Annotated in this window: 21 protein-coding genes and 2 pseudogenes; 10 read left to right on the forward strand and 13 right to left on the reverse strand. The window is 54.8% G+C overall.

From position 1 onward, the window contains the following. Positions 1-539: 539 nt before the first annotated feature. On the forward strand, positions 540-1,550 hold the full coding sequence (locus tag ACJ69_RS25735) for a YadA-like family protein (RefSeq protein ID WP_232248322.1): 1,011 nt from the start codon (positions 540-542) through the stop codon (positions 1,548-1,550). A 221-nt stretch (positions 1,551-1,771) separates the two neighbouring features. Next, positions 1,772-2,242 (forward strand): hypothetical protein, encoded by a 471-nt coding sequence (locus ACJ69_RS10810; RefSeq protein WP_054830094.1) that lies wholly within the window; start codon positions 1,772-1,774, stop codon positions 2,240-2,242. Positions 2,243-2,309: 67 nt separating this feature from the next. Here ACJ69_RS10810 and ACJ69_RS10815 read toward each other — a convergent pair. Continuing rightward, a pseudogene (locus ACJ69_RS10815) lies at positions 2,310-3,742 on the reverse strand (glycoside hydrolase family 32 protein). Positions 3,743-3,759: 17 nt separating this feature from the next. Further along, a complete protein-coding gene (locus ACJ69_RS10820; protein WP_047647295.1) occupies positions 3,760-5,001 on the reverse strand; it encodes an MFS transporter in 1,242 nt (413 codons plus the stop codon). Between the two features lie 238 nt (positions 5,002-5,239). On the opposite strand from ACJ69_RS10820, the gene ACJ69_RS10825 reads away from it, so the two are divergent. The 3 genes from ACJ69_RS10825 (at position 5,240) to ACJ69_RS10835 (ending at position 9,441) form a co-directional block, all read left to right on the forward strand. Beyond that, positions 5,240-6,247, forward strand: a complete 1,008-nt coding sequence (locus ACJ69_RS10825; RefSeq protein WP_054830095.1) for a LacI family DNA-binding transcriptional regulator — start codon at positions 5,240-5,242, stop codon at positions 6,245-6,247. Positions 6,248-6,579: 332 nt separating this feature from the next. Beyond that, a complete protein-coding gene (locus ACJ69_RS10830) occupies positions 6,580-7,956 on the forward strand; it encodes a diaminobutyrate--2-oxoglutarate transaminase (RefSeq protein WP_014884533.1) in 1,377 nt (458 codons plus the stop codon). Positions 7,957-7,974: 18 nt separating this feature from the next. Further along, positions 7,975-9,441: a pyridoxal phosphate-dependent decarboxylase family protein gene (locus ACJ69_RS10835; RefSeq protein WP_059347032.1), complete on the forward strand. Its 1,467-nt coding sequence runs from the start codon at positions 7,975-7,977 to the stop codon at positions 9,439-9,441. Positions 9,442-9,477: 36 nt separating this feature from the next. Here the strand turns inward: ACJ69_RS10835 and ACJ69_RS10840 are convergent, their stop codons facing one another. The 4 genes from ACJ69_RS10840 to ACJ69_RS10855 all read right to left on the reverse strand — a co-directional run bounded on the left by ACJ69_RS10840 (position 9,478) and on the right by ACJ69_RS10855 (position 13,838). Further along, the gene (locus ACJ69_RS10840) at positions 9,478-9,993 is read right to left on the reverse strand and encodes a protein disulfide oxidoreductase (protein ID WP_059347033.1); all 516 of its coding nucleotides are present in this window, start codon (positions 9,991-9,993) and stop codon (positions 9,478-9,480) included. A gap of 76 nt (positions 9,994-10,069) precedes the next feature. After that, complete coding sequence (locus tag ACJ69_RS10845) at positions 10,070-12,250, reverse strand: polysaccharide biosynthesis tyrosine autokinase (RefSeq protein ID WP_059347034.1); 2,181 nt, start codon at positions 12,248-12,250, stop codon at positions 10,070-10,072. Next, a complete protein-coding gene (locus ACJ69_RS10850; protein ID WP_047647289.1) occupies positions 12,250-12,699 on the reverse strand; it encodes an arsenate reductase/protein-tyrosine-phosphatase family protein in 450 nt (149 codons plus the stop codon). Before ACJ69_RS10850 ends, ACJ69_RS10845 begins: the two co-directional genes overlap by 1 nt. Further along, positions 12,699-13,838, reverse strand: a complete 1,140-nt coding sequence (locus ACJ69_RS10855; RefSeq protein ID WP_059347035.1) for a polysaccharide export protein — start codon at positions 13,836-13,838, stop codon at positions 12,699-12,701. Before ACJ69_RS10855 ends, ACJ69_RS10850 begins: the two co-directional genes overlap by 1 nt. A gap of 487 nt (positions 13,839-14,325) precedes the next feature. Here ACJ69_RS10855 and ACJ69_RS10860 point away from each other — a divergent pair, with 487 nt between their 5' ends. Together ACJ69_RS10860 and ACJ69_RS10865 are read left to right on the forward strand one after the other, a co-directional pair. Next, positions 14,326-14,658 carry an RcnB family protein gene (locus ACJ69_RS10860; RefSeq protein WP_029740174.1) on the forward strand — a complete coding sequence of 111 codons (333 nt, stop codon included), beginning with the start codon at positions 14,326-14,328 and terminating at the stop codon, positions 14,656-14,658. Next, positions 14,633-15,088, forward strand: a complete 456-nt coding sequence (locus tag ACJ69_RS10865; RefSeq protein ID WP_232248317.1) for a GNAT family N-acetyltransferase — start codon at positions 14,633-14,635, stop codon at positions 15,086-15,088. The genes ACJ69_RS10860 and ACJ69_RS10865 overlap by 26 nt, the downstream gene beginning before the upstream one ends. A 94-nt stretch (positions 15,089-15,182) precedes the next feature. Here the strand turns inward: ACJ69_RS10865 and apbC are convergent, their stop codons facing one another. Continuing rightward, positions 15,183-16,292 (reverse strand): iron-sulfur cluster carrier protein ApbC, encoded by a 1,110-nt coding sequence (apbC, locus tag ACJ69_RS10870; RefSeq protein ID WP_029740176.1) that lies wholly within the window; start codon positions 16,290-16,292, stop codon positions 15,183-15,185. A 137-nt stretch (positions 16,293-16,429) separates the two neighbouring features. On the opposite strand from apbC, the gene metG reads away from it, so the two are divergent. Continuing rightward, complete coding sequence (gene metG, locus ACJ69_RS10875; RefSeq protein ID WP_059347036.1) at positions 16,430-18,463, forward strand: methionine--tRNA ligase; 2,034 nt, start codon at positions 16,430-16,432, stop codon at positions 18,461-18,463. Positions 18,464-18,569: 106 nt separating this feature from the next. On the opposite strand, the gene ACJ69_RS10880 is transcribed toward metG, so the two are convergent. Genes ACJ69_RS10880 through ACJ69_RS10890 form a run of 3 tightly spaced genes read right to left on the reverse strand, consistent with a single transcriptional unit; the run spans position 18,570 to position 21,485 of the window. Continuing rightward, the gene (locus tag ACJ69_RS10880; protein WP_023312442.1) at positions 18,570-19,040 is read right to left on the reverse strand and encodes a YehS family protein; all 471 of its coding nucleotides are present in this window, start codon (positions 19,038-19,040) and stop codon (positions 18,570-18,572) included. A gap of 46 nt (positions 19,041-19,086) precedes the next feature. Further along, a complete protein-coding gene (gene btsR, locus ACJ69_RS10885; RefSeq protein WP_023312443.1) occupies positions 19,087-19,806 on the reverse strand; it encodes a two-component system response regulator BtsR in 720 nt (239 codons plus the stop codon). Further along, positions 19,800-21,485, reverse strand: coding sequence for a sensor histidine kinase (locus ACJ69_RS10890; protein WP_023312444.1), 1,686 nt, complete (start codon positions 21,483-21,485; stop codon positions 19,800-19,802). Before ACJ69_RS10890 ends, btsR begins: the two co-directional genes overlap by 7 nt. A 217-nt stretch (positions 21,486-21,702) precedes the next feature. Here ACJ69_RS10890 and mlrA point away from each other — a divergent pair, with 217 nt between their 5' ends. Continuing rightward, a complete protein-coding gene (gene mlrA, locus ACJ69_RS10895) occupies positions 21,703-22,443 on the forward strand; it encodes an HTH-type transcriptional regulator MlrA (protein WP_029740179.1) in 741 nt (246 codons plus the stop codon). A gap of 69 nt (positions 22,444-22,512) precedes the next feature. Continuing rightward, complete coding sequence (locus ACJ69_RS24915) at positions 22,513-22,626, forward strand: protein YohO (protein WP_008500895.1); 114 nt, start codon at positions 22,513-22,515, stop codon at positions 22,624-22,626. On the opposite strand, the gene ACJ69_RS10900 is transcribed toward ACJ69_RS24915, so the two are convergent. The 3 genes and pseudogenes from ACJ69_RS10900 to ACJ69_RS10910 form a co-directional block, all read right to left on the reverse strand. Continuing rightward, positions 22,601-23,338 (reverse strand): ABC transporter permease, encoded by a 738-nt coding sequence (locus tag ACJ69_RS10900; protein ID WP_033146011.1) that lies wholly within the window; start codon positions 23,336-23,338, stop codon positions 22,601-22,603. The genes ACJ69_RS24915 and ACJ69_RS10900 overlap by 26 nt on opposite strands. Continuing rightward, positions 23,322-24,272, reverse strand: coding sequence for an ABC transporter ATP-binding protein (locus tag ACJ69_RS10905; protein WP_059347037.1), 951 nt, complete (start codon positions 24,270-24,272; stop codon positions 23,322-23,324). The genes ACJ69_RS10900 and ACJ69_RS10905 overlap by 17 nt, the downstream gene beginning before the upstream one ends. After that, a pseudogene (locus tag ACJ69_RS10910) lies at positions 24,265-25,421 on the reverse strand (ABC transporter permease). Before ACJ69_RS10910 ends, ACJ69_RS10905 begins: the two are co-directional and overlap by 8 nt. Between the last annotated feature and the right edge of the window lie 5 nt (positions 25,422-25,426).

The raw sequence follows: 25,426 nt of genomic DNA on the forward strand, positions 1-25,426 counted from the left end.
ACTCTGATAATTGCAAAGACATTACGCTTATCTATTTAATATAACGCCATCCGTTATAACATATTCATTACCTCCTAAAAACACGACCCGATTCATCACTGAGATAATTATCCACACAAACAAAATTTTTTTAGTTTGTGATCCATTGACTTTCACTTTCATTAATTACGATCGCTTGTTTCGCTTGAAACAATAAGCACCGGGTTTAAACATCCATCTTTATTAAACATTGATCCTTCAATCAATAGCTTACCAGCAAAACAAGCATCAACCATGCGCATCATAAGTTAATGTAAACATTGAAATAATCCTTACCCAACCACATCCAGCGACTTTAATCATTCATGTCGTTTATGATTTAGATCAATATTAATTATTACACAATATTAGATAGTTACTACGCGTTGCAAAATAAGCGATTAAACCAAAATCGCAGTAACCAACCATGATTTCATTAACGCATAACAAGAAGTTATGACATCCCGCCAGGATAGCGCCCTTACTTTTTTATTAATTTTTTAAGTGGTGAGAGCTTTTAAATGAGAGTTACTAAAATTACTGTTTTTGCGCTTAGCGTTATTTTCTCTGGTTCAATGAATGTAGCTAATGCAGCTAATGTAGACATAAATCTTAATGATAATGTCAACAATCCAGGTACTTCTATTCAGATTCAGGGCACTGATAACACCGCTTATAATCTGGATAACATTAATGGGGATAACGTAAGGCAAGATGGGCAGATCTATAACTTGCAAGGTGATCGCGATCGTTTGCAAGACGAGATTGACGTAAGCAAAGGTAATATCAGTACTAACACCGCTAATATTTCCTCTCTTCAAACTACGGTTTCTAACGTCGATCAGGACGCTAAGTTAGCTGGTGCCCTTGCTGATACCGCTAATAAAAAAGGTGTTGCGGCGTTACAGGGCGTGCTGACTAACGTAACTGCAATTACTAATATTGAAACTGTTAACGCTGTGCAAGATAGTCGCCTTGCAACTGTTGAAGCGACTAACGGTATGCAAGATGGCCGCCTGTTAGCTCTTGAGAATGCACCAAAACCAACTAACGGCGTAGATGGAAAAGATGGTGCGAAAGGTGATAAAGGCGATACCGGCGCGACAGGTGCACAGGGCGTTGCCGGAATTAACGGACGTGACGGAGCGAATGGTAAAGACGGCAAAGATGGAAAAAATGGCATGACGACCACCGTGACACGAACGCAGGTAGACACGGCAACACAGGCTAAAGTCGCTACTAATAGCCAGGCTCTTATGGCCGAGGCTCAGGAGCTGCAGGCAACCAAACAGACATTACAGGCACTGAATAACAACACTAACCAGCAATTTAAATCGCTGCATGAGGAAGTCGATAATAATAAGAAGGAAGCAAACGCAGGTATCAGCGGCGCGATGGCGATGGCCGGTTTACCTCAGGTGCAAACGAATCAGCGCGTAATGTTCTCGGCTGGCGGGGCGACTTACAACGGTGAAAGCGCTTTAGCGGTTGGGCCTCTGTTAACTTTAACAAACATATGGTTGCTAAAGTGAGCTTCTCTGATGATAGCGCGAATAACATGGGTGCTTCAGTCGGCGTAGGGATTGGTTTTTAATAAACAAGCAGCATGAGAAAATACATTGTTATCTCCGTAATATTGTACCTAATGCTTATTATCGTTGGCGCATGGTTAGGTAGTATGTATCAGGCTTATTATATTTGCGTCAATTAAATATCCTTCTATCGTACATATTTTATCTAAGGTATTTTTGAAATGAAAAAGTCACTACTGGCGGTATTAATAGCTGGTGCTGCCATCCTTCTTTCTGCGTGTACTTCATCTGCTCAGCGCATGGCCGATTGCGAGCTTCAGGGGATTAGCAAAGATACCTGCTACCTCGCTGAGCAAAACCGCCAGAATGCCTACAATGAAGCCGCACAAAATGCAGCATGGGCGAACGCGCGTGATGCCGCTGCGGGTACGGGAATCTGGGCTAAGAAAGATGCGAAACAACATGCTCAGGCAGCTAAATCAACGCACGCCTTTAAATGGGGAGGAATGAAAATTACGATTAGAGGTGAGATATTAGATGTTGACGGAGTATTAGGCGCGCTGGATGAAAACGAGCCTCAGGCAAAGGTTTATTCACAAGGGTTATACACCTTCATTTACTATCCTGCTAAAGGTAAATTAGCGGTAAGTAAAGAAGGTCAGTTCCAGGGCTATGCCAGAAAGATTAAATAATAATAAAGGCGACATCAGTCGCCTTTATTATTTGCGGACCTTACTGATTTTTTATGATGTAACCCATTTACTCTAACTGCCACGCCCCGGCATCAATGAGCGACGCACTCCCCGTCCAGGCAAACAACGCCAGCTCGCGAGCCCCGCTTCAGGATAAATGCGGCTGCTGAGGCACGCTTCCCCCTCATTGACAAACACCTCCACAGACGAGTTGTCAAAGAACAGACGCAGGTTTAGCGTGTCGTTCAGGTTAAGCGCGACGCTTCGGGTACCGCACAGGCCATACTGCGGATAGTGACGCTCCAGCACCAGGTGCTGCATCTGCGCATCAACATAGACGCGTAGCCCGTCTCCAAGGCAAATACCGTATTGCTCCGCGCTGCTATTAGCGCAATCCCACCGCAGAATGACCTCCAGCGCGTCGCAGCTTTCCACCTGAGCGATTTGCTGGTTATTAAGCGTACTTATCGGCCAGGGGAACCACGCCCCGCGCAGGCTTTCGACTTCTCTGGCTGGCCGCATTTGCAGGCGGTTATCCTCACTAAGCGTCAGATCGCGCGGTAAGGAGAGCATACCCGCCCAGCCATCCTGCTGTTCCGGCAGGGGCGATTCCCACATGTCCAGCCAGCCGATAACGATGCGGCGGCCATCAGGCGTGAGGAAACTTTGTGGCGCATAGAAATCATGTCCGCGATCCATCTCCACAAATTCCCCTTCACGCACAAAAGGTTGGCCGGGCTGCCACTCGCCCAGCAGGTATCCGCTCTGGAAAAGATTACGATTTTTGAATCCCTCTGCCGCCAGCCCCTGAGGCGAAAACATCAGCACGCGTTTACCATTTAGGGTGAAAAAGTCGGGGCATTCCCACATATAGCCCATCTCTTTTTCAGCCACCGCAAGCACGCCCATATCCAGCCACTCGCGCAGATCTGCAGAACGGTACAGGCGCACCTGGCCCGTCTCGCCGTCGCGCGCGCCGACAACCATGTACCAATCCTCCCCTTCACGCCACACTTTCGGATCGCGGAAGTGATGCAGGCCTGGCGGGGTGTCAACGATCGTTCCCTGCCGGGTAAAATGAACGCCGTCACGGCTGGTCGCCAGGCACTGCACCTGGTAGAGATTAGCCTCATCATCAGGATCGCCGTGGAATTTATGTCCGGTGTAAATCAGCGCCAGCGTATCGCCATCTACTACCGCCGAGCCGGAAAAACAACCGTCCTTATCCTCTGGCCCTTCCGGCGCCAGCGCAACCGGGAGATGCTCCCAGCGAACTAAATCCTTGCTCCGCGCATGGCCCCAGTGCATCGGCCCCCAATGGGTCGAATATGGATGATGCTGATAAAACGCGTGATACCAGCCGTCAAACCATACCAGGCCATTCGGGTCGTTCATCCAGCCGGCACGCGCGGCGAGGTGGTAACGCGGATACCATCGCAGGTTAAAACTGCCTTGTCTGGCCTGCAGTTCCTGTTCAGCTTTGGCAATGGAATACGTCATGTGTCTACTCTTTTCAGTCAGATGGTGGAAGGTTGCGGCATTAACGGGTCAGAAGAGGACTTACCCGAGCGCAACAGGAAGATGGAGATGAGCGTGGTGCTGAAAACTAACAGGCCCATAATGAGATAGGACTGGGCAAAGCCGTATTTCTCATAGCTGTAACCGGCCAGCGGCGACAGGACCGAGGCGATCACCGAGCTTGTACAGGCAAAGCCCACCAGATAGAGGGTGGAAGAGAGCCGCTTATCAAAATGCAGGCTGTTATATTTAAAGATTGAGACCAGCAAAACGGGCAGTTCAACCGCGTGCAATAGCTTGGTAATGGAGATCAATACCGGCCCCTCAACCAGGCCCGATGCCACCATACGCATCGCCATCACCATTCCCGCGAAAATCAGGCCATTTTTCGCACCGAGGCGATTCACCAGCCACGGGGCGCAAAACATACCCGCAGCCTCAAGGAAAACCTGGAAGGAGTTGAGATAGCCGTACATGGCGTTTCCTTCCTGTAACGTCGGGAACTGGGAGGAGAAATAGACCGGGAACTGCTGGTCATAAACGCCATAAATACAGGTGCCGATAACGAAAAATACCAGCGCCCAGAAGCGCGGCAGCGTCAGCAGGCGCAAGGCATCTTCCAGAGTGACCTTACCGCCGGACACCGCTTCCTGCATGGCGTGCGGGGCGGAAGAGACCCTGAGACGCGCCAGCAAAACAAAAAACACCAGCCCTGCGCAGCTCGCGACAGCGAAGTTCAGCTTTGGATTAATGTTAAACAGGAGCCCCGCAAAAAAGGTTGCCGCCGCCCAGCCAAGCGATCCCCACATCCTCGCCTTGCCGAATTCAAACTGGCTCTGGCGGGCCACACGCTCGGTATAGGACTCCAGTACCCCTATCCCGCCGTTAAACGTCAGGCCGATGAAAATCCCGCCGAAAATGCTGCCAAGTAACACGTTAATCTGCAGCAGATAGCCAAACAGCAAAAAAGCCGGACCAGAAAGAACGAGCAGGCTGGTCAGAAACCAGAGCAGGTTTTTACGCAGGCCAAGTTTGTCCTGAATAAATCCATAGCAGATTTGAGCAAAAAGGGCGGAGACGGAAAGCACGGCATAGATAACGCCAGTATCCCCCGCTTTTAAGCCCACTTCCTGATGAAGCCAGATGGAGAGTAACGAGCCGGAAGATGACCAGGTGACAAAAAAGAAAAACAGTAATGCGCTCAGTAAAGGGTAGCTGTGAGAGCGATGCGTTTTCATCATGACATTCTCGTGTTGGAGTAATGACCCAATGGTAACGTTAACATTGTTTCTTTCTCACGCAGTTTGGCTAAGATTTAAGATGTTAATCACGAAAGTTAACGTTAACATTGAGAGAGTGAGATCGCGATCAAATATTCATCACGGAGATCAGTTTGACCTAATCAGGGCATCAGCCTTCCTTTTACATCAGCGACTTAGTTGTATACCCTCTCACACAGAGCACTAAAGGAGTAACAAAATGGCTTCCCTGAAGGACGTCGCAAAGCTGGCTAACGTATCGCTGATGACGGTTTCCCGCGCGCTTAACAGCCCGGAGCGTCTAAAACCGGAGACGCTGGCGCGCGTTCAGTTGGCTATCGAGCAGACCAGCTACGTTCCTGACCTGTCCGCCAAGAAAATACGTGGCGCGCACGCCTCGCCGAAAACCATAGGCGTACTGGCGCTCGATACGGTAACGACACCTTTCTCGGTGGACATCACGCTATCTATTGAAGAAACGGCCAGAATGCACGGCTGGAACAGCTTCGTGATGAATATGTTTACCGATGACAACCCGGACGCCATTGTCGACCTTCTCCTTGCTCATCGCCCTGACGGGATTATCTACACCACCATGGGGTTACGTCAGGTTCCTCTCCCGGCCAAACTCCTCACCCTTCCCTGCGTGCTGGCCAATTGCGAAAGTGACGGTGAAAAGGTCGCCAGCTATATTCCTGATGATGAACAGGGGCAGTATACCGCCGTGCGGGCATTACTCGCGCAGGGGTATCGACGACCTCTCTGCCTGCATTTACCTGCGGGACTCCTGGCCACAACCCGACGCCGTCAGGGGCTGGAACGCGCTTGCCGTGAAGCGGACCTCGACCCGCACAGCCTGGCGCACAGCTATATGGCGTTAGGGGATGAGCACTATCGTGATATCCCGTCAGTGCTGCTGGCGCACATGCAGAATGGCATTCCCGGGTTCGATTCCGTTATCTGCGGCAACGACCGTATCGCGTTTATGGTATACCAGACGCTGCTGGCGCAAGGGCTTCGCATACCGGAAGACGTCGCGGTTATCGGCTATGACAATATGGTGGGGATCGGGGAGTTGTTTCTGCCTCCTCTCACTACGGTTCAACTGCCGCACTATGAAATTGGCCGCCTGAGCGCCTTGCATATTATTAACGGCGAAGAGCATCAGAACACCACGCGCGTTGAAAGTCCTTTTTTAATGCGTGATTCCGTTGTGCATGCATCATGAGCACCGCTTTTTGCGCATGACGAAGGAATAGAGACAGCCAGCCTCCTTTTTTGCCTTTCGATGGCACGTTTTGTCACACTCTTTTCTGCAACTTTACGCGCCGGACAAACAGCCTGTAACAGGCTGTTTTTATTTAGCATAAAATGCAATTTTCATTTTAAAAAAGGGGATATTTTCTCCCCACAACCCCGTGTCACAAAACAGTAAACAAATTAACCATTGAGCCCCGTGGCAAAAGGCTCTATATTGGCGGCGTTTTTTTCAGGCCCCATCTGTTTTTTAACTTTTTATTCAATCGTGGCTCATAACGAAGCGGCGGTTGTAGGAGTGATATGATGACGGATAAAGTCCGTATTGACACCGTAGATGCCCACAAAAGCAACGAAACCTATCTGGCCCGTCAGGCCGAGTTTGAATCTAACGTCAGGAGTTATCCGCGCAAACTGCCTTTAGCAATTACTAAAGCAGAAGGCGTGTGGATCACCGATGCAGACAATAAAGAATACCTTGACTGTTTAGCAGGCGCGGGGACCCTTGCGCTTGGCCATAACCATCCTGATGTGCTGAAAAGCATCCAAAATGTCATTACCAGCGGCTTGCCGTTACATACCCTGGATCTGACTACGCCTCTGAAAGACGCGTTTTCTGAATACCTGCTCTCTCTGCTGCCTGGTCAGGGCAAAGAGTACTGCCTGCAGTTCACCGGTCCATCCGGTGCTGACGCCGTTGAAGCGGCGCTGAAGCTGGCGAAAAAAGTGACCGGTCGTAGCGGTATCATCAGCTTCTCTGGTGGTTACCACGGTATGACCCACGGCGCGCTGTCCGTGACCGGCAACCTGTCTCCGAAAGAAGCGGTTGACGGTATGATGCCAGAAGTACAGTTCATGCCTTACCCGCACGAGTACCGTTGCCCGCTGGGTATCGGTGGTGAAGCGGGCGTGAAAGCGCTGACTTACTACTTCGATAACCTGATCAACGACGTTGAAAGCGGCGTGCGTAAACCTGCAGCGGTGATTCTGGAAGCCGTTCAGGGCGAAGGCGGCGTGAACCCGGCTCCGGCTGAGTGGCTGCAGCGCATCCGTAAAGTGACTCAGGAACACGGCATTCTGCTGATCCTCGACGAAGTTCAGGCTGGCTTTGCCCGTACTGGTAAATTCTTCGCCTTCGAACACGCTGGCATTGAGCCAGACATCATCGTGATGTCTAAAGCAGTGGGTGGCGGTCTGCCGCTGGCCGTGCTCGGTATCAAAAAGCAGTTCGACGCATGGGCGCCAGGTCACCACACCGGTACCTTCCGCGGCAACCAGCTGGCGATGGCAACCGGTCTGACGACGCTGAAAATCCTGAAAGACCAGAACATCGCAGGCAAAGTGGCTGCACAGGGCGAATGGCTGAAAGGCCAGCTGAAAGAGATGGCAAAACGCTATCCGGTGATCGGCCACGTGCGCGGTCTGGGCATGATGATTGGTATTGAGATCGTTAAGCCACACGAAGCCGCTGACCACATGGGCTGCTTCCCGGGCGACGGCGAGCTGTCTGCACTGATTCAGAAGAAGTGCTTCGAAGCCGGTCTGATTCTGGAGCGCGGTGGCCGTAACGGTATCGTTCTGCGTCTGCTGCCGTCTCTGCTGATCAGCGACGAAGAGCTGAAAATCTTCCTGGATAAATTTGAGCAGGCACTGCTTGCTGCGGGCGTTCGCCCGGCGTAACCGGAGTTATTGATTACGATGTCTGATTCAAACCCAATGTTGTTCTCCTCTGCGCAGAGCATTGAAGCTTACCAGCAGGCGATCGAACAAAGCACTCAGGCTGTGATGCAGTGGCTGAAACAGCCTGAGATGTACCAGGGCAAAACGGTCGCGGAACTGCGCGACCGTATTAAGCTGGATTTCAACCCGAAGGGGCTGGGCAACGAAGCGGCGATTGAACGCGCCGTGGAGTTCTTCCTGAAAGACAGCTTGTCCGTTCATCACCCGCAGTGTGTGGCGCACCTGCACTGCCCAAGCCTGGTGGTAAGCCAGGCGGCGGAAGTGCTGATCAACGCCACTAACCAGAGTATGGACTCCTGGGATCAAAGCCCGTCCGCAACCATTATCGAGATCAAACTGATCGAGTGGCTGCGTACCCGCGTGGGTTATCAGGCCGGCGACGCAGGTGTCTTCACCAGCGGCGGCACCCAGAGCAACCTGATGGGCCTGATGCTGGCTCGCGATGCGTTCTTCGCGCGTCAGGGCCACTCCGTTCAGCAGGACGGACTGGTGGGCGATCTGCGCAAAATTCGCGTACTGTGCTCCGAAAACGCCCACTTCTCCGTGCAGAAAAACATGGCGCTGATGGGTCTGGGCTACCAGTCCGTGGTGCAGGTGAAAACGGACGAATTCTCCCGCATGGATCTGACCGATCTGGCGGCGAAAATTGAACAGTGCAACGCGAACGGCGAGCAGATTCTGGCGATCGTCGCGACGGCAGGTACCACCGATGCCGGTGCTATCGACCCGCTGCGTGCAATTGCAGAGCTGGCCGCGAAGCAGAACATCTGGGTACACGTTGATGCGGCCTGGGGCGGCGCGCTGCTGATGTCTGAGCAGTATCGTCACTACCTGGACGGCATCGAGCTGGTGGACTCCGTCACCCTGGACTTCCACAAGCAGTTCTTCCAGACCATCAGCTGCGGCGCGTTCCTGCTGAAAGAAGCGCGTCACTATGAGCTGATGCGCTATCAGGCGGCCTACCTGAACTCCGAGTTCGACGAAGAGGCAGGCGTGCCAAACCTGGTGTCCAAATCTCTGCAGACCACCCGTCGTTTTGACGCGCTGAAGCTGTGGATGAGCCTGGAAGCGCTGGGTCAGGAGCAGTACGCGGCGATCATCGATCACGGCGTGACCCTGGCGCAGCAGGTTGCGGCCTACGTGAAAGAGCAGCCTGCTCTGGAACTGGTTATGCAGCCACAGCTGGCAAGCGTTCTGTTCCGCTTCCGCGGACAGGTTCAGATGGATGACGCGGGCATCGCCTTGCTGAACCAGAAAATTGGTGATGCGCTGCTGGAATCCGGCCGTGCGAACGTCGGTGTGACCGAGCACAACGGCGTCACCTGCCTGAAGCTGACGCTGTTGAACCCAACCGTGACGCTGGAAGATATTAAAATCCTGCTGTCTCTGGTTGAGCGCACCGCTCAGGAAGTTCTGGCTAAGTAATACAACACCCCTCTTCCGCCGGGAGAGGGGTTATTTTTATACGCCTGCCCACCACATCCTTAATTTTAATCCCCAGTAGCTCGTCCAGCCCGTCGTGGTACTGACCACATTGCCCTTCGACACAATCACCAGCGTCGGCGTTACGCTCACCTGCCACTGCTGCGACAACGCACCGTTTTCATCGTTTATCACCGGCATTTTCAGCTGTTTCTTTTCAACCCAGCGCGCAAGCTTTGCGTTATCGCCGGAACGCATGGCAATACTCACCACGTTCCCGCCCTCTTCTGCCAGCTGATTAACGGAAGGCGTCGTGTAACGGCATATGCTGCACCAGGTGGCCCAGACGTAAATCAGCAGCGGCCGTTCCTGGCTCAGGGCCGAGATATCGTGAACGTTGCCGTCGATGCTCTGCATCGGCGTTGCACTAAAACTGGCGGGGAGTGTCGGTTTTCGATACTGATCAACACCCCACACTACGGCCAGCGTCAGCAGAACGAGTATGATCCCTTCCCGCGCCCAGCGGCGCAGTCGACTGATTTTGCGGTTATCCATTATGACCTCATGTTTTAACGAAGGTCATCTTAACGGGCAATACGCCATCACGCTGTAAAGAAATGTCGCGCCAGGTTTACTCCTGGGTATAACCGTAGTCGTAATGGCTATATCCCGAGTTGTAATAAAGCACGGCAGATTTCACGATATCATTGAGGATCGCGCCATTCACCTGCACACCCATTTGCTGCAGACGCTTCAGGCAGTTCTCGATCTCCTTGACGCTGGTTTTACCAAAGCGGGCGACCAGCAGCGTGGTCGCCGCTGCTCGGGCTATCAGCAAGGCATCCGTTACGGCAAGCACAGGCGGGGTATCGACAATCACGATGTCGTACAGTTTGTCTATCTGCGACATCACGGCCTGGAAGCGTTCATTCATGAGCAGCTCAACGGGATGTAAAGGTTGGGGTCCGCAGGTCAATACATCAAAACCGCCTTTCTCAACGCGTTGAACCGCTTCCTGCCACTGCACGGCTCCTCCGAGCACGCAGGATAATCCCCGATGATTGCTCAGTTTGAAAACATTGTGGACATATCCCTTGCGCATATCTGCATCAATAAACAGCACTCGCTGTCCGGCCTGAGCGGCAATCGACGCCAGTGAAGTACTGACCAGCGTCTTTCCGCAGTCCTGCGTGGGTCCAGACACCATGACAATCCGGTTTGTGGCATCCATCATGGTAAAATGCAGACTGGTGCAAAGCCCGCGTACCGCCTCGACAAACATATCTGCCGGGCGGTCAACGGGCAGAAAAGGGACGTTCGACGTCTTGTGCTTCCAGTGGGAAGCAAACAGGGTTCTCCTGCGCAGGTGCGTTTTTTTCCAGAGCCATACCGAGCGCGGAAGCGTCGCCAGAAGCGGTATCCCCTGCACTTCCAGTTGTTCAGACGAGGTAATGCCCCGATTAAAGGCTGAGCGCACTAAAACCATGCCGGCAGAGAGCATCAACCCCATCAGCATACCCAGTACGATAATGAGCGCTTTGCGCGGTTTGATCGGCTCTGGCTGCACCACGGCCGGGTCAATAATCCGCACGTTCCCGATAGTGCTGGAACGCGAAATACTCAGCTCTTGCTGACGCGTCAGCAACTGCAGGTATATGGTACGCCCGGATTCAACGTCACGACTCAGCCGTAAGATTTCCTGCTGCGTGGAAGGCATGGTTGAGACGCGATTATTCAGGCGCGCACGCTCGCGTTCAAGCGTTTGTTTTTTCTCCCGCAAGGCACGGTAGGTGGGATGGTCCTTTTTGAAAAGTTGTGAAACCTCTGCTTCGCGGAACGTCAGCTCGTTAAGCTGGTTTTCCACGTTAACAACCTGATCTAGGACTGACTTTGCTTCCAGAGATAAGTCGACAGAATCGCGTTGCTCTCTGTAGGCATTCAGACGCGCTTCAGCTTCATCCAGCTCGCGGCTGATCTTAGGTAATTGCTCCTGTAAGAACGTGAGGCTACGGGAATCTTTCGCTTCCTGGCGCGCAATATTCTGGCTGAGAAAATTTTCAGCAATGGTATTAAGTACCGTGGCGATCCTGGTGGGGTCTTCACCCATTAACGTTAATGCGATCATACCGCTCTGTTTCGCCGACTCAACAACCGTAAACCTGTTCTGAATGGCATTGATCGCGTCAAGCCTTGTGACGGTTTCGAGGGTAAACTGGGTGCCTGGTACCGCGCTGAGGGATGTCACCAGAAGCGACATTCCGTCTTTAACCAGCGCTTTCCCCACGGTGCCTTCTGCTTGAAGCGTTTTTCCCTCAAGACGATACCGCCCTTTTTCCTGTACGGTGAGTAAAAGCGTTTGTGGCTTACCTTCCAGAAGGGGAATAGTCAGCGCACCGATCGTTATTTCATCGGATTTACGTCCCCGCACGTGTTCCCACAAAGACCCGATGACAGGAAAAACGCGTCGCCTGGCGTTGTACGTCAGCCCTAATTGATCAACGGTCTCTCCCAGAATCATCCGTGATTTAAGGAGTAAAAGTTCCGGCGCGACATCTGGCGAGAGTTCGGACCCGAACGGAGTCAGGTTCTTGAGCAGTGAGTTACTCTGCTTCGCTTCTACCTGCACCAGGGCATCAGCCTGATAAACCGGCGTGGCGCTGAACGCGTAGATCCCCGCGCATACCGTGAACAGGAGCGTGACACACGCGATCGTCACCCGGTTATCAAACATCTCAGCAAACAACTGAAGAAGATCGATTTCATTATTCTGCGGTGTCGCAGCACTATATTTGTCTGATTTAGAAGACGACATTACGGCTTCATTCCTTGTTGACTCAAACGACGAGCCCATTCCTGACTGGCTTTCCCCAATTGCTCGAAAACATATTCATAGACTTCGCGACTTTTGTGATACGGGTCGGGAATGTCCCTGGTTTCCAGCCATTGACCAAAGAGCAGCGATTTTCCCCGGTTCTCCGGGGTCATTGTGGCAATGAAACGGAGGTGTTCCGGCTCCATTACCAGAATCAAATCGGATTGTTGCAACAGGCTGCGCGTCACCTTTCGGGCAACATGCCCTTCCAGCGAAACGCCATGACGCCAGGCGACAGCCTGCGCAGCCGCATCAGCCGGGCGTCCTTCAAGTCCCAGAATACCTGCTGAGGTAACCTGCTTGCCGGGTAATTGCTGACGCAACAGCCGCTCACCAATCGGTGAACGGCAAATATTGCCGGTGCAGACCACTAAAATTGACTGAAACATTACTGCGGCCACGATCTGATGTAACGAACGGTTTCGGTCAGGTCATGGACACCGCTGATGGTAGGCACCAGTTGGGTGATCACGCGATTCCAGCGTGATAACGGTGCCGTAGTGACGTAAACGATGTCATACGGCTCCAGCTGGAATTCCGTACCCAGCACCATGGCTGACGCATCTTCAGCATTCAGTTGATAGATATTGGCAATTTTGTCCGTGTCGCCTTTTTTAGATATTTGCCGAATAACAAAAATGCCGGTTGCATCGGCCATATTTTGGTTAAGTCCACCGGCATTTCCCAGGGCTTCGGCCAGCGTCATGCCGCTACGATCCATCTTAAGCGTACTCTGCTTGACCACCTCGCCCATCACGAACACTTTCAGCGCGTCGTTCCGGGGAATAAACAGGATATCGCCTGGATAAAGCAGCTTATTTTGGGTCAAATCGCCATGCTGCATCAGCGCATAGAGCGAAAGGCGGGAGTCTTTACCATCATGCGTGAGCACGACATTACGCCAGTCGGCATCCGCAGAAAGACCGCCAGCGGCGTTAACCGCATCCATCACCGTCAGCGGAATATTGGTTATGGGTTGTTGGCCCGATTTTTCGACCTCTCCGGTGACATAGGCTTTTTGGGAACGGAAGGCGGCAATGCTGACGTCCACCTGCGGGCTCTCAATGACTTTATCCAGTCGCGCTGTAATCTCTTCACGTACCTGTGAAACCGTTTTTCCCGCCACCTGCAGCTTACCGACGTAGGGATAAAAGAGCGTACCATCGGCGTTGACCCAGTTGCCTGCATCGCTTGCACTACGATATTGTCCCGCGGGCGTCGTTAATTCAGGGTGATCCCAGACGGTGACCGTCAGGATGTCGCCTGTTCCAATACGGTATTCCCAGTTTTTGATCTGCTCATCCAGATTAGGATTTGCCTGAGATTTCGATACGGTCGGACGCAGCTTTTCAATCAATCCTGGCGTTAATGGGAAAATTTCCACGCGCTTATCAAGATTATAATTAACGTCTTCAGCCGCAATGACTTTTTTGCCGGACACACTTAAGTTCTGGCCGGGGGAAAATACACACCCCGTTAACTGACTAACGGTGAGAAATAACAGCGAAAATGCAGTTGTACTTTTCATTTGTATAAATATTTCTTTTTAACGTTGCGCTTATCGTCAATCTTGCAAAGAGACCAAACCTAACACCATGAAATTTAATTGATTATTTTCATGCAATATGAAATTCTGACATTGTAAAACGTGGTCAACCCGCTCTCTAAAACACGAAAGCAATACTCGACCCTGTAAGAAAAAAGGAAGTAAGACTGCTTCACCTGAAGGTAATATTAAATCGTCTTCAGAGGGAAAGCATTCACACATCAGTCCAATTTTGACGTCGAAAGTTATTTTCACAATTGATTAGTGAAATAATAAATTTTAAAAATATAAAGAGCAGACAATATTCACCACAGTGATAAACATCATCCAATTCGACTACACAAAACCGTCCACTTTTGTTACATTTTTTTTCAAACATACCCTGCGTTGATACTTAAAATGGACTGTCTGCTCCGCTTTGCACGACCTGCAGACGAAAAGTATCTGTAACGATATCACTGGAGAAAAAATGGCTAAGCGTAAATTGCTGCTTATGGGTGTATTACTGTCTCTGGCGGGATCCGCATTCGCTGCCCCGCAAACGGCCGCTGCGCCATCCGGCATCAAGGCCTATGAAGAACAAGAGTTCATCGCTGACTTTACGAAATTCAAGATTGGCGACACGGCGCCGGCGCAGTATCAAACGCCGGAGTACACCATCAAACAGTACCAGTTACGTAACCTGCCGGCTCCGGATGCCGGAACCCACTGGACCTATATGGGTGAGAACTACGTGCTGATCGGCGATGCTGATGGCAAGATCTACAAAGCCTACAATGGAGATATTTTCTATCACCGCTAACTCAATTCTGATTCGCCCCTGGCAGGAAAGTGACCGCCCTTTCCTGCGCACGCTCTACCTCCACGCCCGGCGAGAAGCCTGGCCATGGCTGGACAGTGCAGACTGGCAGCTTGAAGACTTTGACGCAGCAACCCGTGACGAAGTGATGTGGGTTGCTGCTCAGAACGGTCATCGCCTGGGTTTTGCCTCCGTCTGGACGAACGATAACTTCCTGCACAACCTGTTTGTCGATCCGCAGTATCAGAGCATGGGCGTCGGGCATGAGTTGCTTGAACACGTACAGAAAACGTTTACCAGTACGGGTTCGCTTAAGTGTCTGGTGAAGAATACGCGGGCTATTGCGTTTTACCAGCGGCACGGCTGGCACATCGAGGCGACGGGTGATTCTCCGGACGGAGAGTACTATCTGATGCACTATCGGTTGGGTTAAAGTCGGGTGGCGGCTTCGCCTTACCCGACCTACGTGATGGTCCCATTTCTAGGCCGGGTAAGCGAAGCGCCACCCGGCAATTCGAGCTGAGGAATTACACCGCGCGGAACGCGATTTCGCCTGGGATGATTTCGCCCTGCCAGTAGAGCTGCGCCGCAACGCGTCCCGCCAGCTGGCGATACATTTCCGCGAATTCGCTGTCCGGGCGGCTGACCACCGTCGGCTTTCCGCTGTCCAGATCTTCACGCAGGGTAATGTGCAGCGGCATCTGTCCCAGCAGTTGGGTATGATACTTCGCGGCCAGTTTTTCTGCGCCACCCGTACCGAAGATAGGCTCATGGTGACCGCAGTTGCTGCAGATGTGCATGCTCATGTTCTCGACGATACCGAGCACCGGCACTTCCACTTTCTCGAACATCACGATGCCTTTTTTGGCGTCGATCAGCGCGATATCCTGCGGCGTAGTCACGACGACCGCCCCCGTGACCGGAATGTTCTGCGCCAGCGTCAGCTGAATGTCACCGGTGCCCGGCGGCATGTCCAGCACCAGATAATCCAGATCCGGCCACATTGTCTCCTGCAGCATCTGCAGCAGCGCTTTGCTGGCCATCGGGCCGCGCCAGACCATGGCGTTATCGTCGGTCACCAGGTAACCGATCGAGTTGGTCGCCAGACCGTGAGCCATAATTGGCGCCATGTGGGTCCCATCCGGTGAGGTTGGGCGCTGGTTTTCCGCGCCCAGCATGTTCGGAATAGACGGACCGTAGATATCCGCATCCAGAATACCGACCTTTGCCCCTTCCGCTGCCAGCGCGAGCGCCAGGTTTACGGCGGTAGAGGATTTCCCCACCCCGCCCTTGCCCGAACTGACGGCGATGATGTTTTTCACGCCGTTCACGCCAGGCTGGTTTTTCACGCGCTTCAGCGTAGCGATGCTGTGGCTCAACTTCCAGTCGATCGCCTTCGCACCGGTAATGCGCAGCAGCTCAGAGCTGGTCTGCTCTTTCAGCGCGTCAAAGGCGCTGGTCCAGACGAACGGCATCTGCAGCTCAATATGCAGCGTATCATCGAGCCAGGCAACGTGGTGTAACGCTTTCAGCGTAGTGAGATTGTGCTTCAGGGTTGGATGCTGAAAGTTAGCCAGCGTCCCGGCGACCATTGCTCGTAAGGCTTCCGGTGATTTGGCCTGGGATTGAGAACTCATCCCGACTCCTTTGTTCTTGTGAATAAGACCTTAGATGAACAAGTTTACCTGAAAGCCCGTGGTTTGTGCTTACTTAATAATGCCCCTTTTGGTAATATCAAAAACCCTTTTCACAGTTAAAAGAAGTAATGCCTACTATGACTCAAGTCGCGAAAAAAATTCTGGTAACGTGCGCCCTGCCGTACGCCAACGGCTCAATCCACCTCGGCCACATGCTGGAGCATATCCAGGCTGATGTCTGGGTCCGTTACCAGCGAATGCGCGGCCACGAGGTTAACTTCATCTGTGCGGACGATGCTCACGGCACGCCGATCATGCTGAAAGCGCAGCAGCTGGGGATCTCCCCGGAGCAGATGATTGCCGAAATGAGTCAGGAGCATCAGACCGATTTTGCTGGCTTTGACATCAGCTATGACAACTATCACTCCACGCACAGCGACGAAAACCGCGAGCTGTCGGAGCTGATCTACACCCGTCTGAAAGAAAACGGTTTTATCAAAAACCGCACCATCTCTCAGCTGTACGATCCGGAAAAAGGCATGTTCCTGCCGGACCGTTTCGTCAAAGGCACCTGTCCGAAATGTAAATCCCCGGACCAGTACGGCGATAACTGCGAAGTGTGCGGCGCGACCTACAGCCCGACCGAGCTTATCGAGCCGAAATCCGTGGTTTCCGGCGCCACGCCTGTGATGCGTGACTCCGAGCACTTCTTCTTCGACCTGCCGTCCTTCAGCGAAATGCTGCAGGCGTGGACCCGCAGCGGCGCGCTGCAGGAGCAGGTGGCGAACAAAATGCAGGAGTGGTTCGAATCCGGCCTGCAGCAGTGGGATATCTCCCGCGATGCGCCGTACTTCGGCTTTGAAATCCCGAACGCGCCGGGCAAATACTTCTACGTCTGGCTGGACGCGCCAATCGGCTACATGGGCTCCTTCAAGAACCTGTGCGACAAGCGTGGCGACACCGTCAGCTTCGACGAATACTGGAAGAAAGATTCCACTGCCGAGCTGTATCACTTCATCGGTAAAGATATCGTTTACTTCCACAGCCTGTTCTGGCCGGCGATGCTGGAAGGCAGCAACTTCCGCAAGCCAACCAACCTGTTCGTGCACGGCTACGTGACGGTGAACGGCGCCAAGATGTCCAAGTCCCGTGGGACGTTCATCAAAGCCAGCACCTGGCTGAACCACTTCGACGCGGACAGCCTGCGCTACTACTACACCGCGAAGCTCTCTTCCCGCATCGACGACATCGACCTGAACCTGGAAGATTTCGTGCAGCGCGTGAATGCGGACATCGTCAACAAGGTGGTGAACCTGGCGTCCCGTAACGCGGGCTTTATCGCCAAGCGTTTTGACGGCGTGATGGCGGCTGAACTGGCCGATCCTGCCCTGTACAAAACCTTTACCGACGCGGCGACAACCATTGGCGAAGCCTGGGAAGCGCGCGAGTTCGGCAAAGCGGTACGTGAAATCATGGCCCTGGCTGACCTGGCGAACCGTTATGTCGACGAGCAGGCGCCGTGGGTTGTCGCGAAACAGGAAGGCCGCGATGCTGACCTGCAGGCCATCTGCTCCATGGGCATCAACCTGTTCCGCGTGCTGATGATCTACCTGAAGCCGGTTCTGCCCCAGCTGGCAGCCCGTGCTGAAGCGTTCCTGAACACTGAACTGACCTGGGATGCCATGGCGCAGCCGCTGCTCGGCCACAAGGTGAACACCTTTAAAGCGCTGTACAACCGCATCGAGATGAAGCAGGTTGAAGCCCTGGTGGAAGCGTCTAAAGAAGAGGTGAAGGCGGCTGCGGCACCGGTCACCGGCCCGCTGGCAGACGATCCGATTCAGGAGACCATTACCTTTGACGATTTCGCCAAAGTCGACCTGCGCGTGGCGCTGATCGAAAACGCGGAGTTCGTGGAAGGTTCTGACAAGCTGCTGCGCCTGACGCTGGATCTGGGCGGCGAGAAGCGTAACGTCTTCTCCGGCATCCGTTCTGCGTACCCGGACCCGCAGGTGCTGATCGGTCGTCAAACCGTGATGGTGGCGAACCTGGCGCCACGCAAAATGCGCTTCGGCATCTCTGAAGGGATGGTGATGGCCGCAGGCCCTGGCGGGAAAGATATTTTCCTGTTAAGCCCTGACGAAGGCGCGAAGCCTGGCCAGCAGGTGAAATAACAAAAAAGCCGGAGATTATCTCCGGCTTTTTTTATGGCGTTTTGTTTTCTCCCTCTCCCCGTGGGAGAGGGTCGGGGTGAGGGCATCAGGCCGCACCCTACCGACTTTACGCCTTCGGGTGATGCACCCGGTGGGTCAGCCCGCGCAGGAAGTTACGCAGAAACTGATCGCCGCACTCGCGGTAGTTTTTATGATCCGGCGCGCGCATCATGGCGGTCACTTCCGGCACGGATACGCGGTATTTTTGTTCCGTCATGATCGCCACGATATCGTCCGTTTTCAGCGAGAACGCGATGCGAAGCTTTTTCAATACCGTGTTGTTGTTCACGCGACGCTCCAGCGCCAGCTCTGGCGCAGCCGGATCTTTGCCACGCTTATCGTAAATCAGGCCATTCAGGAAACCCGACAGAATAATGTCCGGGCAGCGAACGAAGCCCTCTTCGTCTTCTTTGGTCATCCAGGTATCGAAACCTGCAGACGTGGATTCCATGTCCGACAGCGCAAGAATGCGCACCATGTCGTTATTGTTTGCTTTCAGGGTGTAGCGCAGGCTACGAAGAATGTCGTTACTTAGCATAGAGCCTTCGAATGTCGATGATGCAATGGCGCGCAGTGTACCAGTTTTACAGGCCAATCGCCTCTTTCAAACTCTTCAGATAGCGACGGCTGACGGGTACCGTTTGCCCGGCACGCAGCACCAGCTCGGCCTGGCCGTTATCTTCCAGGCGGATCTCCTTCAGGTGCGCCATGTTCACCAGATACTGGCGGTGGCAGCGGATCAGCGGCGTGCGGCTCTCCAGCGTGCGCAGGGTCAGCTCGGTGAACCCTTCGTTCCCTTCCGCGCTGGTGACAAACACCCCGCTCAGGCGGCTGCTGACGAACGCCACATCATCCATCTGCAGAAGATAAATCCGGCTGTGCCCGGTGCAGGGGATAAACTTCAGCGGCTGCTGATTTTCCGGCAGCAGCGTGACGTCCTGTACGGTTCGCTCCTGGCGTAAACGGGTGAGCGTTTTTTCCAGACGCTTCTCTTCAATCGGCTTGAGTAAATAGTCAAACGCGTGCTCCTCAAAGGCCTTAACGGCATATTCGTCGAACGCCGTCAGGAACACGATGTAGGGGCGATGCGCCGGGTCGAGCATGCCGACCATCTCCAGCCCGCTGATGCGGGGCATCTGAATATCGAGGAACAGCACGTCCGGGCGAAGTTTGTGCACCGCACCGATGGCCTCAATGGCGTTCGCGCACTCCCCCACAATCTCTATATCAGGCTGCTCCTGCAGCAGAACGCGCAGGTTTTCCCGTGCCAGCGGCTCGTCATCCACGATCAGCACTCTTAACATGCGTTTTCCTCCAGCGGCAGTCGTACGGTAATACGGGTAAATCGGTCTGGCTCACAGGCGACGGTAATGCCGCAGTCGTCGCCAAAATGGGCGCGCAGGCGTTTATCCACCAGGCTCATCCCTAAACCGCCCGAGGCGGAAGGCTGGTAAAGTCCGGCATTATCTTCAATATCCAGCACCAGATGGTGGTTGAAACGGCTGGCGGCAATGGTGATCTCCCCCGTTCCCAGAAGCTGTGATGTGCCGTGTTTGATGGCGTTTTCGACAATAGGCTGCAGGGTAAAGGCCGGGAGATGCTGATACGCCAGCTCGTCCGGAACGGAGAGCGACACCTGGAGGCGCGACTGGAAACGCGCCTGCTCGATCTGCAGATAGGCATTCACGTGCTCAATCTCATCGGCGAGGGTCACGATCTCGGACGGCCGTTTCAGGTTCTTACGGAAAAAGGTCGACAGAAACTGCACCAGCTGCGCGGCCTGATCGCTGTCGCGGCGGATCACCGCTTTGAGCGTGTTGAGGGCGTTAAACAGGAAATGCGGGTTGACCTGGGCATGCAGCAGCTTAATTTCGGACTGCGTCAGCAGGGCTTTCTGCCGTTCATACTGCCCGGCCAGGATTTGCGCGGACAGCAGCTGGGCTATCCCCTCTCCCAGCGTGCGGTTGATGGAGCTGAACAGACGGTTTTTGGCCTCATACAGCTTGATAGTCCCCATCACCCGCTGATTTTCCCCGCGCAGCGGAATCACCAGCGTGGAGCCCAGCTTGCACTGCGGATGCAGCGAGCAGCGGTAAGGCACTTCGTTACCGTCGGCATACACCACCTCACCGGTTTCGATGGCGCGCAGTGTATAGGCTGAGGAGATCGGTTTACCCGGCAGATGGTGATCGTCCCCGGTGCCGGTAAAGGCCAGCAGCCGCTCGCGGTCGGTTATGGCCACCGCGCCGATATCCAGCTCCTTGTAGAGCACCTGCGCGACCTTCATGCTGTTCTCTTCGTTAAACCCCTGGCGCAGGATCCCTTCGGTCGAGGCGGCGACCTTCAGCGCCGTGGCGGAAAACGCCGAGGTGTACTTCTCAAACATGGCGCGCTTGTCGAGCAGAATGCGCATAAACAGCGCTGCGCCTACGGTGTTGGTTACCATCATCGGGGCGGCAATACTGCTGACCAGGTGCAGCGCATCCTCAAACGGACGGGCAATGAGCAGAATGATCGCCATCTGCGCCACTTCGGCCACAAAGGTAATGGCACCAGCGGTAAGCGGGCTAAAGACTTTATCCGGGCGGCCGCGTTTGATCATGTAGCTGTGCACCAGCCCGCCGAGCAGCCCTTCCACGATCGTCGAGATCATGCAGCTGAGCGCCGTCATCCCGCCCATGGAATAGCGATGCAGCCCCCCGGTTAAGCCGACAAGGCCACCGACGACGGGACCGCCCAGCAGCCCGCCCATCACCGCGCCGATCGCGCGCGTGTTGGCAATAGAGTCTTCGATATGGAGACCAAAATAGGTCCCCATGATGCAGAAAATAGAGAAGGTGACGTAGCAGAGCAGCTTATGCGGCAGACGTACGGTGACCTGCATCAGCGGGATAAACAGGCGCGTTTTGCTCATCAGCCAGGCAATGACCAGAAACACGCACATCTGCTGAAGCAACAGCAGCACCAGATTAAACTCGTACATACTCAAAACCGCACACGCTAAAAACGCGTAACATACACTGATGCGGGTTTACTTTCTTTGAAGCATCCCAAAAAAGCGCAAAATCGTGTCCGTTATCACACCTTTTTCTGAATATCGCGCATGCTTCGCATTGTTTGTTCAAAAATCAACCAATCCTTCCTGGTTCGCCAAAGTGGGTCTACAGTTAAGCTGGGAACGCGTAAGCCAGGGGGCGAATATGGCGCTTTACACAATAGGTGAAGTGGCACTCCTTTGTGATATCAATCCCGTTACCCTACGGGCGTGGCAGCGACGGTATGGATTGCTTAAACCGCAGAGGACCGACGGTGGGCATCGCCTTTTCAATGAGGCCGATATCGACCGCATCCGCGAAATTAAAAGCTGGATCGACAACGGAGTGCAGGTCGGCAAGGTGAAGTCCCTGCTGAGCCATGATGACCCGGACACGCAACACCTCTGGCGCGAACAACAGGAAACCCTGCTGCGACTCCTGCAGGCGGGCAATCTTCAGCGCCTGCGCGCATGGATAAAAGAGCAGGGCCGCGACTATCCGGCACAGACGCTGATCAGCCATCTTTTCATTCCGCTCCGTCGACGCCTTCAGTGCCAGCAGTCCACCCTGCAGGCGCTGCTCAGCATACTCGACGGGGTGCTGATCAACTATATTGCCGTCTGCCTTGCCTCAGCGAAGAACAAAGCCGGAAAAGATGCGCTGGTGGTCGGCTGGAACGTGCACGATACCACCCGCCTGTGGCTGGAAGCGTGGATTGCGACCCAGAAGGGCTGGCGCGTGGATGTCCTGGCGCACTCGCTGGCGCAGCTTAAGCCCGAGTTTTTCGACGGTCAGACCCTGCTGGTCTGGTGTGGCGAAGTGCCATCCGCCACGCAGCAGCAGCTGCTGACGGAATGGCGAGAGAATGGTTACCCGGTTTATTCCCTTGGCCCGGATGAGCCATAACGGCATTTAATGGTTCATTAACAGCTGCGCTTCACCGTATAATTGTTCCGTTAACAACAGGAGCACATGATGAAGGCAACCAAACTGGCCATTATTACCCTTTTTGTCCTGATGGCCGTGAGCGGTATCGGCGGCGTGATGCTGGCAGGATACTCGTTTATTGTTCGCGGCGGTGTCGGCTGAGGTACAGCGCCAGCCGCTCAAACAGGCGATCGACGACGATTGCCGCCAGCGCGACCAGCACAGCCCCCTGCACAATGTAAGCCGTATTAAACCCGCTCAGGCCGATTATAATCGGCGTTCCCAGCGTATTGGCACCGACCGTAGACGCAATGGTTGCCGTCCCGATGTTAATAATCACCGACGTGCGGATCCCGGCAATAATCACCGGTGCCGCAAGCGGCAGTTCAACCTTGCGCAGCCGCTGGCCGCGACTCATGCCCATCCCTTCAGCCACGCTCAGCACCGACGCCGGTACCGCCGCGAGGCCCGCCAGCGTGCCCTGCAGCACCGGCAATACGCCGTATAAAATCAGCGCAATAATGGCGGGCTGCTGACCAAAGCCCATCACCGGAACCGCTATTGCCAGCACGGCCACCGGGGGAAACGTCTGGCCAATCGCCGCTATCGTCTCCACCAGCGGACGAAACTCCTTGCCCGCAGGCCGCGTGACCGCGATGCCTGCCCCTACCCCCAACACAACCGCGATGGCGCTTGAGAGCGCCACCAGCCAGAGATGCGCCAGAGCGAGATTAATAAAGCTCTCCTGCTGATAAACCGGCCGCGGCAGGCCCGGGAAAAGAGCGTTAAACAGCGCCGCGCTGTGGGGCATCAAAAACAGTAAGGCGACAAAGAGCGCTACCAGCCAGAGGAGCGGATCACGCAGAGCCTTCACGCGTCACCTCCCCGGCCAGCAGATCGCGAAAATGTAAGGTTCCGCACGGCGTACCGCGCGAGTCCGAGACGGGCAATACCTCGCACTGGCGCGCGACAAACGCCGAGAGGGCATCCCGCAGGCTCATCTGCGCCTGCAGCGGTTCGCCGCTCACCGGTACCTCCTCCCGACGCATATAGTCGCTGACCGTCCGCAGGGAAAGCAGCCTCACGCCCAGCTCGCTGCGACCGAAAAACTCGCGCACAAAGTCGTTCTTCGGCCATGTTAATAGCTCAAGCGGCGAGCCCTGCTGCACCACTTCACCATGATCCATCAGCACCAGATGGTCTGCCAGGCGCAGGGCTTCATCAATATCGTGCGTCACGAGAACGATCGTGCGTCCGAGAATGCGGTGAATGCGGGTCATCTCTGCCTGCAGCGCCCCGCGCGTGACCGGGTCCAGCGCGCCGAAGGGCTCATCCATCAGCAGCACCTGCGGGTTAGCCGCCAGCGCGCGCGCCACGCCCACGCGCTGCTGCTGGCCTCCGGAAAGCTGGTGCGGATAGCGGTCGCGCAGCGCGGACTCCAGCCCCAGCAGAGACATGAGTTCATCCACCCGGTCAGCGATTTTCGCCCGCGACCATTTCTCCAGCTGCAGCACGGTGGCGATGTTCTGCGCAACCGTCCAGTGCGGAAACAGGCCGATAGACTGAATGGCATAGCCCATCCGGCGACGCAGCTCCAGCACCGGCAGGCTGCGGATCTCTTCTCCGGCAAAGCGGATCAGCCCGCTGTCATGCTCCACCAGCCGGTTGATCATCTTCAGGGTGGTGGATTTTCCCGAGCCCGAGGTGCCAATCAGCACGGAAAACGCCCCCTCGGCAAAGTTCAGGTTCAGATGGCTCGCCGCCGGGCGACCGGCAAAGGTTTTACTGACATCATGAAATTCAATCATTGGCTCTTCTCCTGAGCAGCGCGAGCCATAAGGCAAACAGCGCGTCGACGACAACCGCCAGCGCAATCGTGGGCACAACGCCCAATAACACCAGATCGAGAGCACTGCTCAGCAGACCCTGGAACACCAGCGCGCCAAAGCCGCCCGCGCCAATCAGCGCCGCAATCACCGCCATGCCGACGGTTTGTACCGCCACCACCCGCAGGCTGCGCAGCAGCAGGGGCAGCGCCAGCGGGAGCTGAATTTTCCAGAAACACTGCCGCGCGCTCATCCCCATCGCATGGGCGCTTTCCAGCACATCCGGCGCGACCTGGCCCAGGCCCGCGACCACGCCGCGCACCAGCGGCAGCAGCGCATACAGCACCAGCGCGATAAGCGCGGGCGTTAACCCCGTTCCGGCTATGCCGAGCGTTCCCAGCACCGGAAATGACTTCACCAGCCCCGCCAGCGGGGCAATCAGCAGGCCAAACAGCGCGACGGAAGGTATGGTCTGGATCACGTTGAGTACGGCAAAGATCCCGCCCTGGCGTGAAGGATGGCGATAGCACCACATGCCGAGCGGTATCCCGATCAGCAGAGCCGGGATCAGCGTGCCAAAAAGGATCGTCAGGTGTTGCGCCAGGGCGTCATCAAACACCTCCTGACGGTTGGCGTACTCTTTCAGCAGCGAGAGATTGTTCAGCTCACCGCTGAACAGCAGGAACAAGGGAATGCACCATATCTGCGCGTTGAGCACCCAGCGCCAGACGGCGCTGGAGATGAGTCGACGAATGGCATCGCTGCTGGCCAGCAGACACAGCGCCAGCCACAGCCAGAGGCCGCTGCCCACCGAGGTTCTCGCCAGCGGACTTTCCGCTGACGCCATATGCGTCGCCGCCTGCCCGGCCCCCAAAACAGGATGATAAACAGCCCTTCAGCGAGGAGCAGCGTCAGCCACTGCGCCGTGCGCCCTTGCCAGAGCGATAGCGCAACCCACGCGGCCAGCGCCGCCGCCAGCCACCGCGGCGTGAACGCCCACACTTCCCAGAGATAGCGCCCCTCCCCTGACATCAGGCGGTTAGGGGCGACATTTACAAACGGCAGCGCGACCGCCGCGATGGCCACGCAGGCCAACAGGAGCAGTACGCGGTTATGACATTTTATTGGCACAGCCC

This window comes from Enterobacter asburiae, assembly GCF_001521715.1.
Taxonomy (GTDB): Bacteria; Pseudomonadota; Gammaproteobacteria; order Enterobacterales; family Enterobacteriaceae; genus Enterobacter; species Enterobacter asburiae.

Bases quoted from the DNA above. Each gene is read 5' to 3' on its own strand.
- ACJ69_RS10830 (WP_014884533.1), top strand. From the start codon at position 6,580: ATGATGACGGATAAAGTCCGTATTGACACCGTAGATGCCCACAAAAGC.
- ACJ69_RS10840 (WP_059347033.1), bottom strand. From the start codon at position 9,993: ATGGATAACCGCAAAATCAGTCGACTGCGCCGCTGGGCGCGGGAAGGG.
- ACJ69_RS10820 (WP_047647295.1), bottom strand. From the start codon at position 5,001: ATGATGAAAACGCATCGCTCTCACAGCTACCCTTTACTGAGCGCATTA.
- ACJ69_RS10905 (WP_059347037.1), bottom strand. From the start codon at position 24,272: ATGATTGAATTTCATGATGTCAGTAAAACCTTTGCCGGTCGCCCGGCG.
- ACJ69_RS10860 (WP_029740174.1), top strand. From the start codon at position 14,326: ATGGCTAAGCGTAAATTGCTGCTTATGGGTGTATTACTGTCTCTGGCG.
- ACJ69_RS10865 (WP_232248317.1), top strand. From the start codon at position 14,633: ATGGAGATATTTTCTATCACCGCTAACTCAATTCTGATTCGCCCCTGG.
- ACJ69_RS10825 (WP_054830095.1), top strand. From the start codon at position 5,240: ATGGCTTCCCTGAAGGACGTCGCAAAGCTGGCTAACGTATCGCTGATG.
- ACJ69_RS10810 (WP_054830094.1), top strand. From the start codon at position 1,772: ATGAAAAAGTCACTACTGGCGGTATTAATAGCTGGTGCTGCCATCCTT.
- ACJ69_RS24915 (WP_008500895.1), top strand. From the start codon at position 22,513: ATGAAGGCAACCAAACTGGCCATTATTACCCTTTTTGTCCTGATGGCC.
- mlrA (WP_029740179.1), top strand. From the start codon at position 21,703: ATGGCGCTTTACACAATAGGTGAAGTGGCACTCCTTTGTGATATCAAT.
- ACJ69_RS10880 (WP_023312442.1), bottom strand. From the start codon at position 19,040: ATGCTAAGTAACGACATTCTTCGTAGCCTGCGCTACACCCTGAAAGCA.
- apbC (WP_029740176.1), bottom strand. From the start codon at position 16,292: ATGAGTTCTCAATCCCAGGCCAAATCACCGGAAGCCTTACGAGCAATG.
- ACJ69_RS10850 (WP_047647289.1), bottom strand. From the start codon at position 12,699: ATGTTTCAGTCAATTTTAGTGGTCTGCACCGGCAATATTTGCCGTTCA.
- ACJ69_RS10845 (WP_059347034.1), bottom strand. From the start codon at position 12,250: ATGTCGTCTTCTAAATCAGACAAATATAGTGCTGCGACACCGCAGAAT.
- btsR (WP_023312443.1), bottom strand. From the start codon at position 19,806: ATGTTAAGAGTGCTGATCGTGGATGACGAGCCGCTGGCACGGGAAAAC.
- metG (WP_059347036.1), top strand. From the start codon at position 16,430: ATGACTCAAGTCGCGAAAAAAATTCTGGTAACGTGCGCCCTGCCGTAC.
- ACJ69_RS10835 (WP_059347032.1), top strand. From the start codon at position 7,975: ATGTCTGATTCAAACCCAATGTTGTTCTCCTCTGCGCAGAGCATTGAA.
- ACJ69_RS10855 (WP_059347035.1), bottom strand. From the start codon at position 13,838: ATGAAAAGTACAACTGCATTTTCGCTGTTATTTCTCACCGTTAGTCAG.
- ACJ69_RS10890 (WP_023312444.1), bottom strand. From the start codon at position 21,485: ATGTACGAGTTTAATCTGGTGCTGCTGTTGCTTCAGCAGATGTGCGTG.
- ACJ69_RS25735 (WP_232248322.1), top strand. From the start codon at position 540: ATGAGAGTTACTAAAATTACTGTTTTTGCGCTTAGCGTTATTTTCTCT.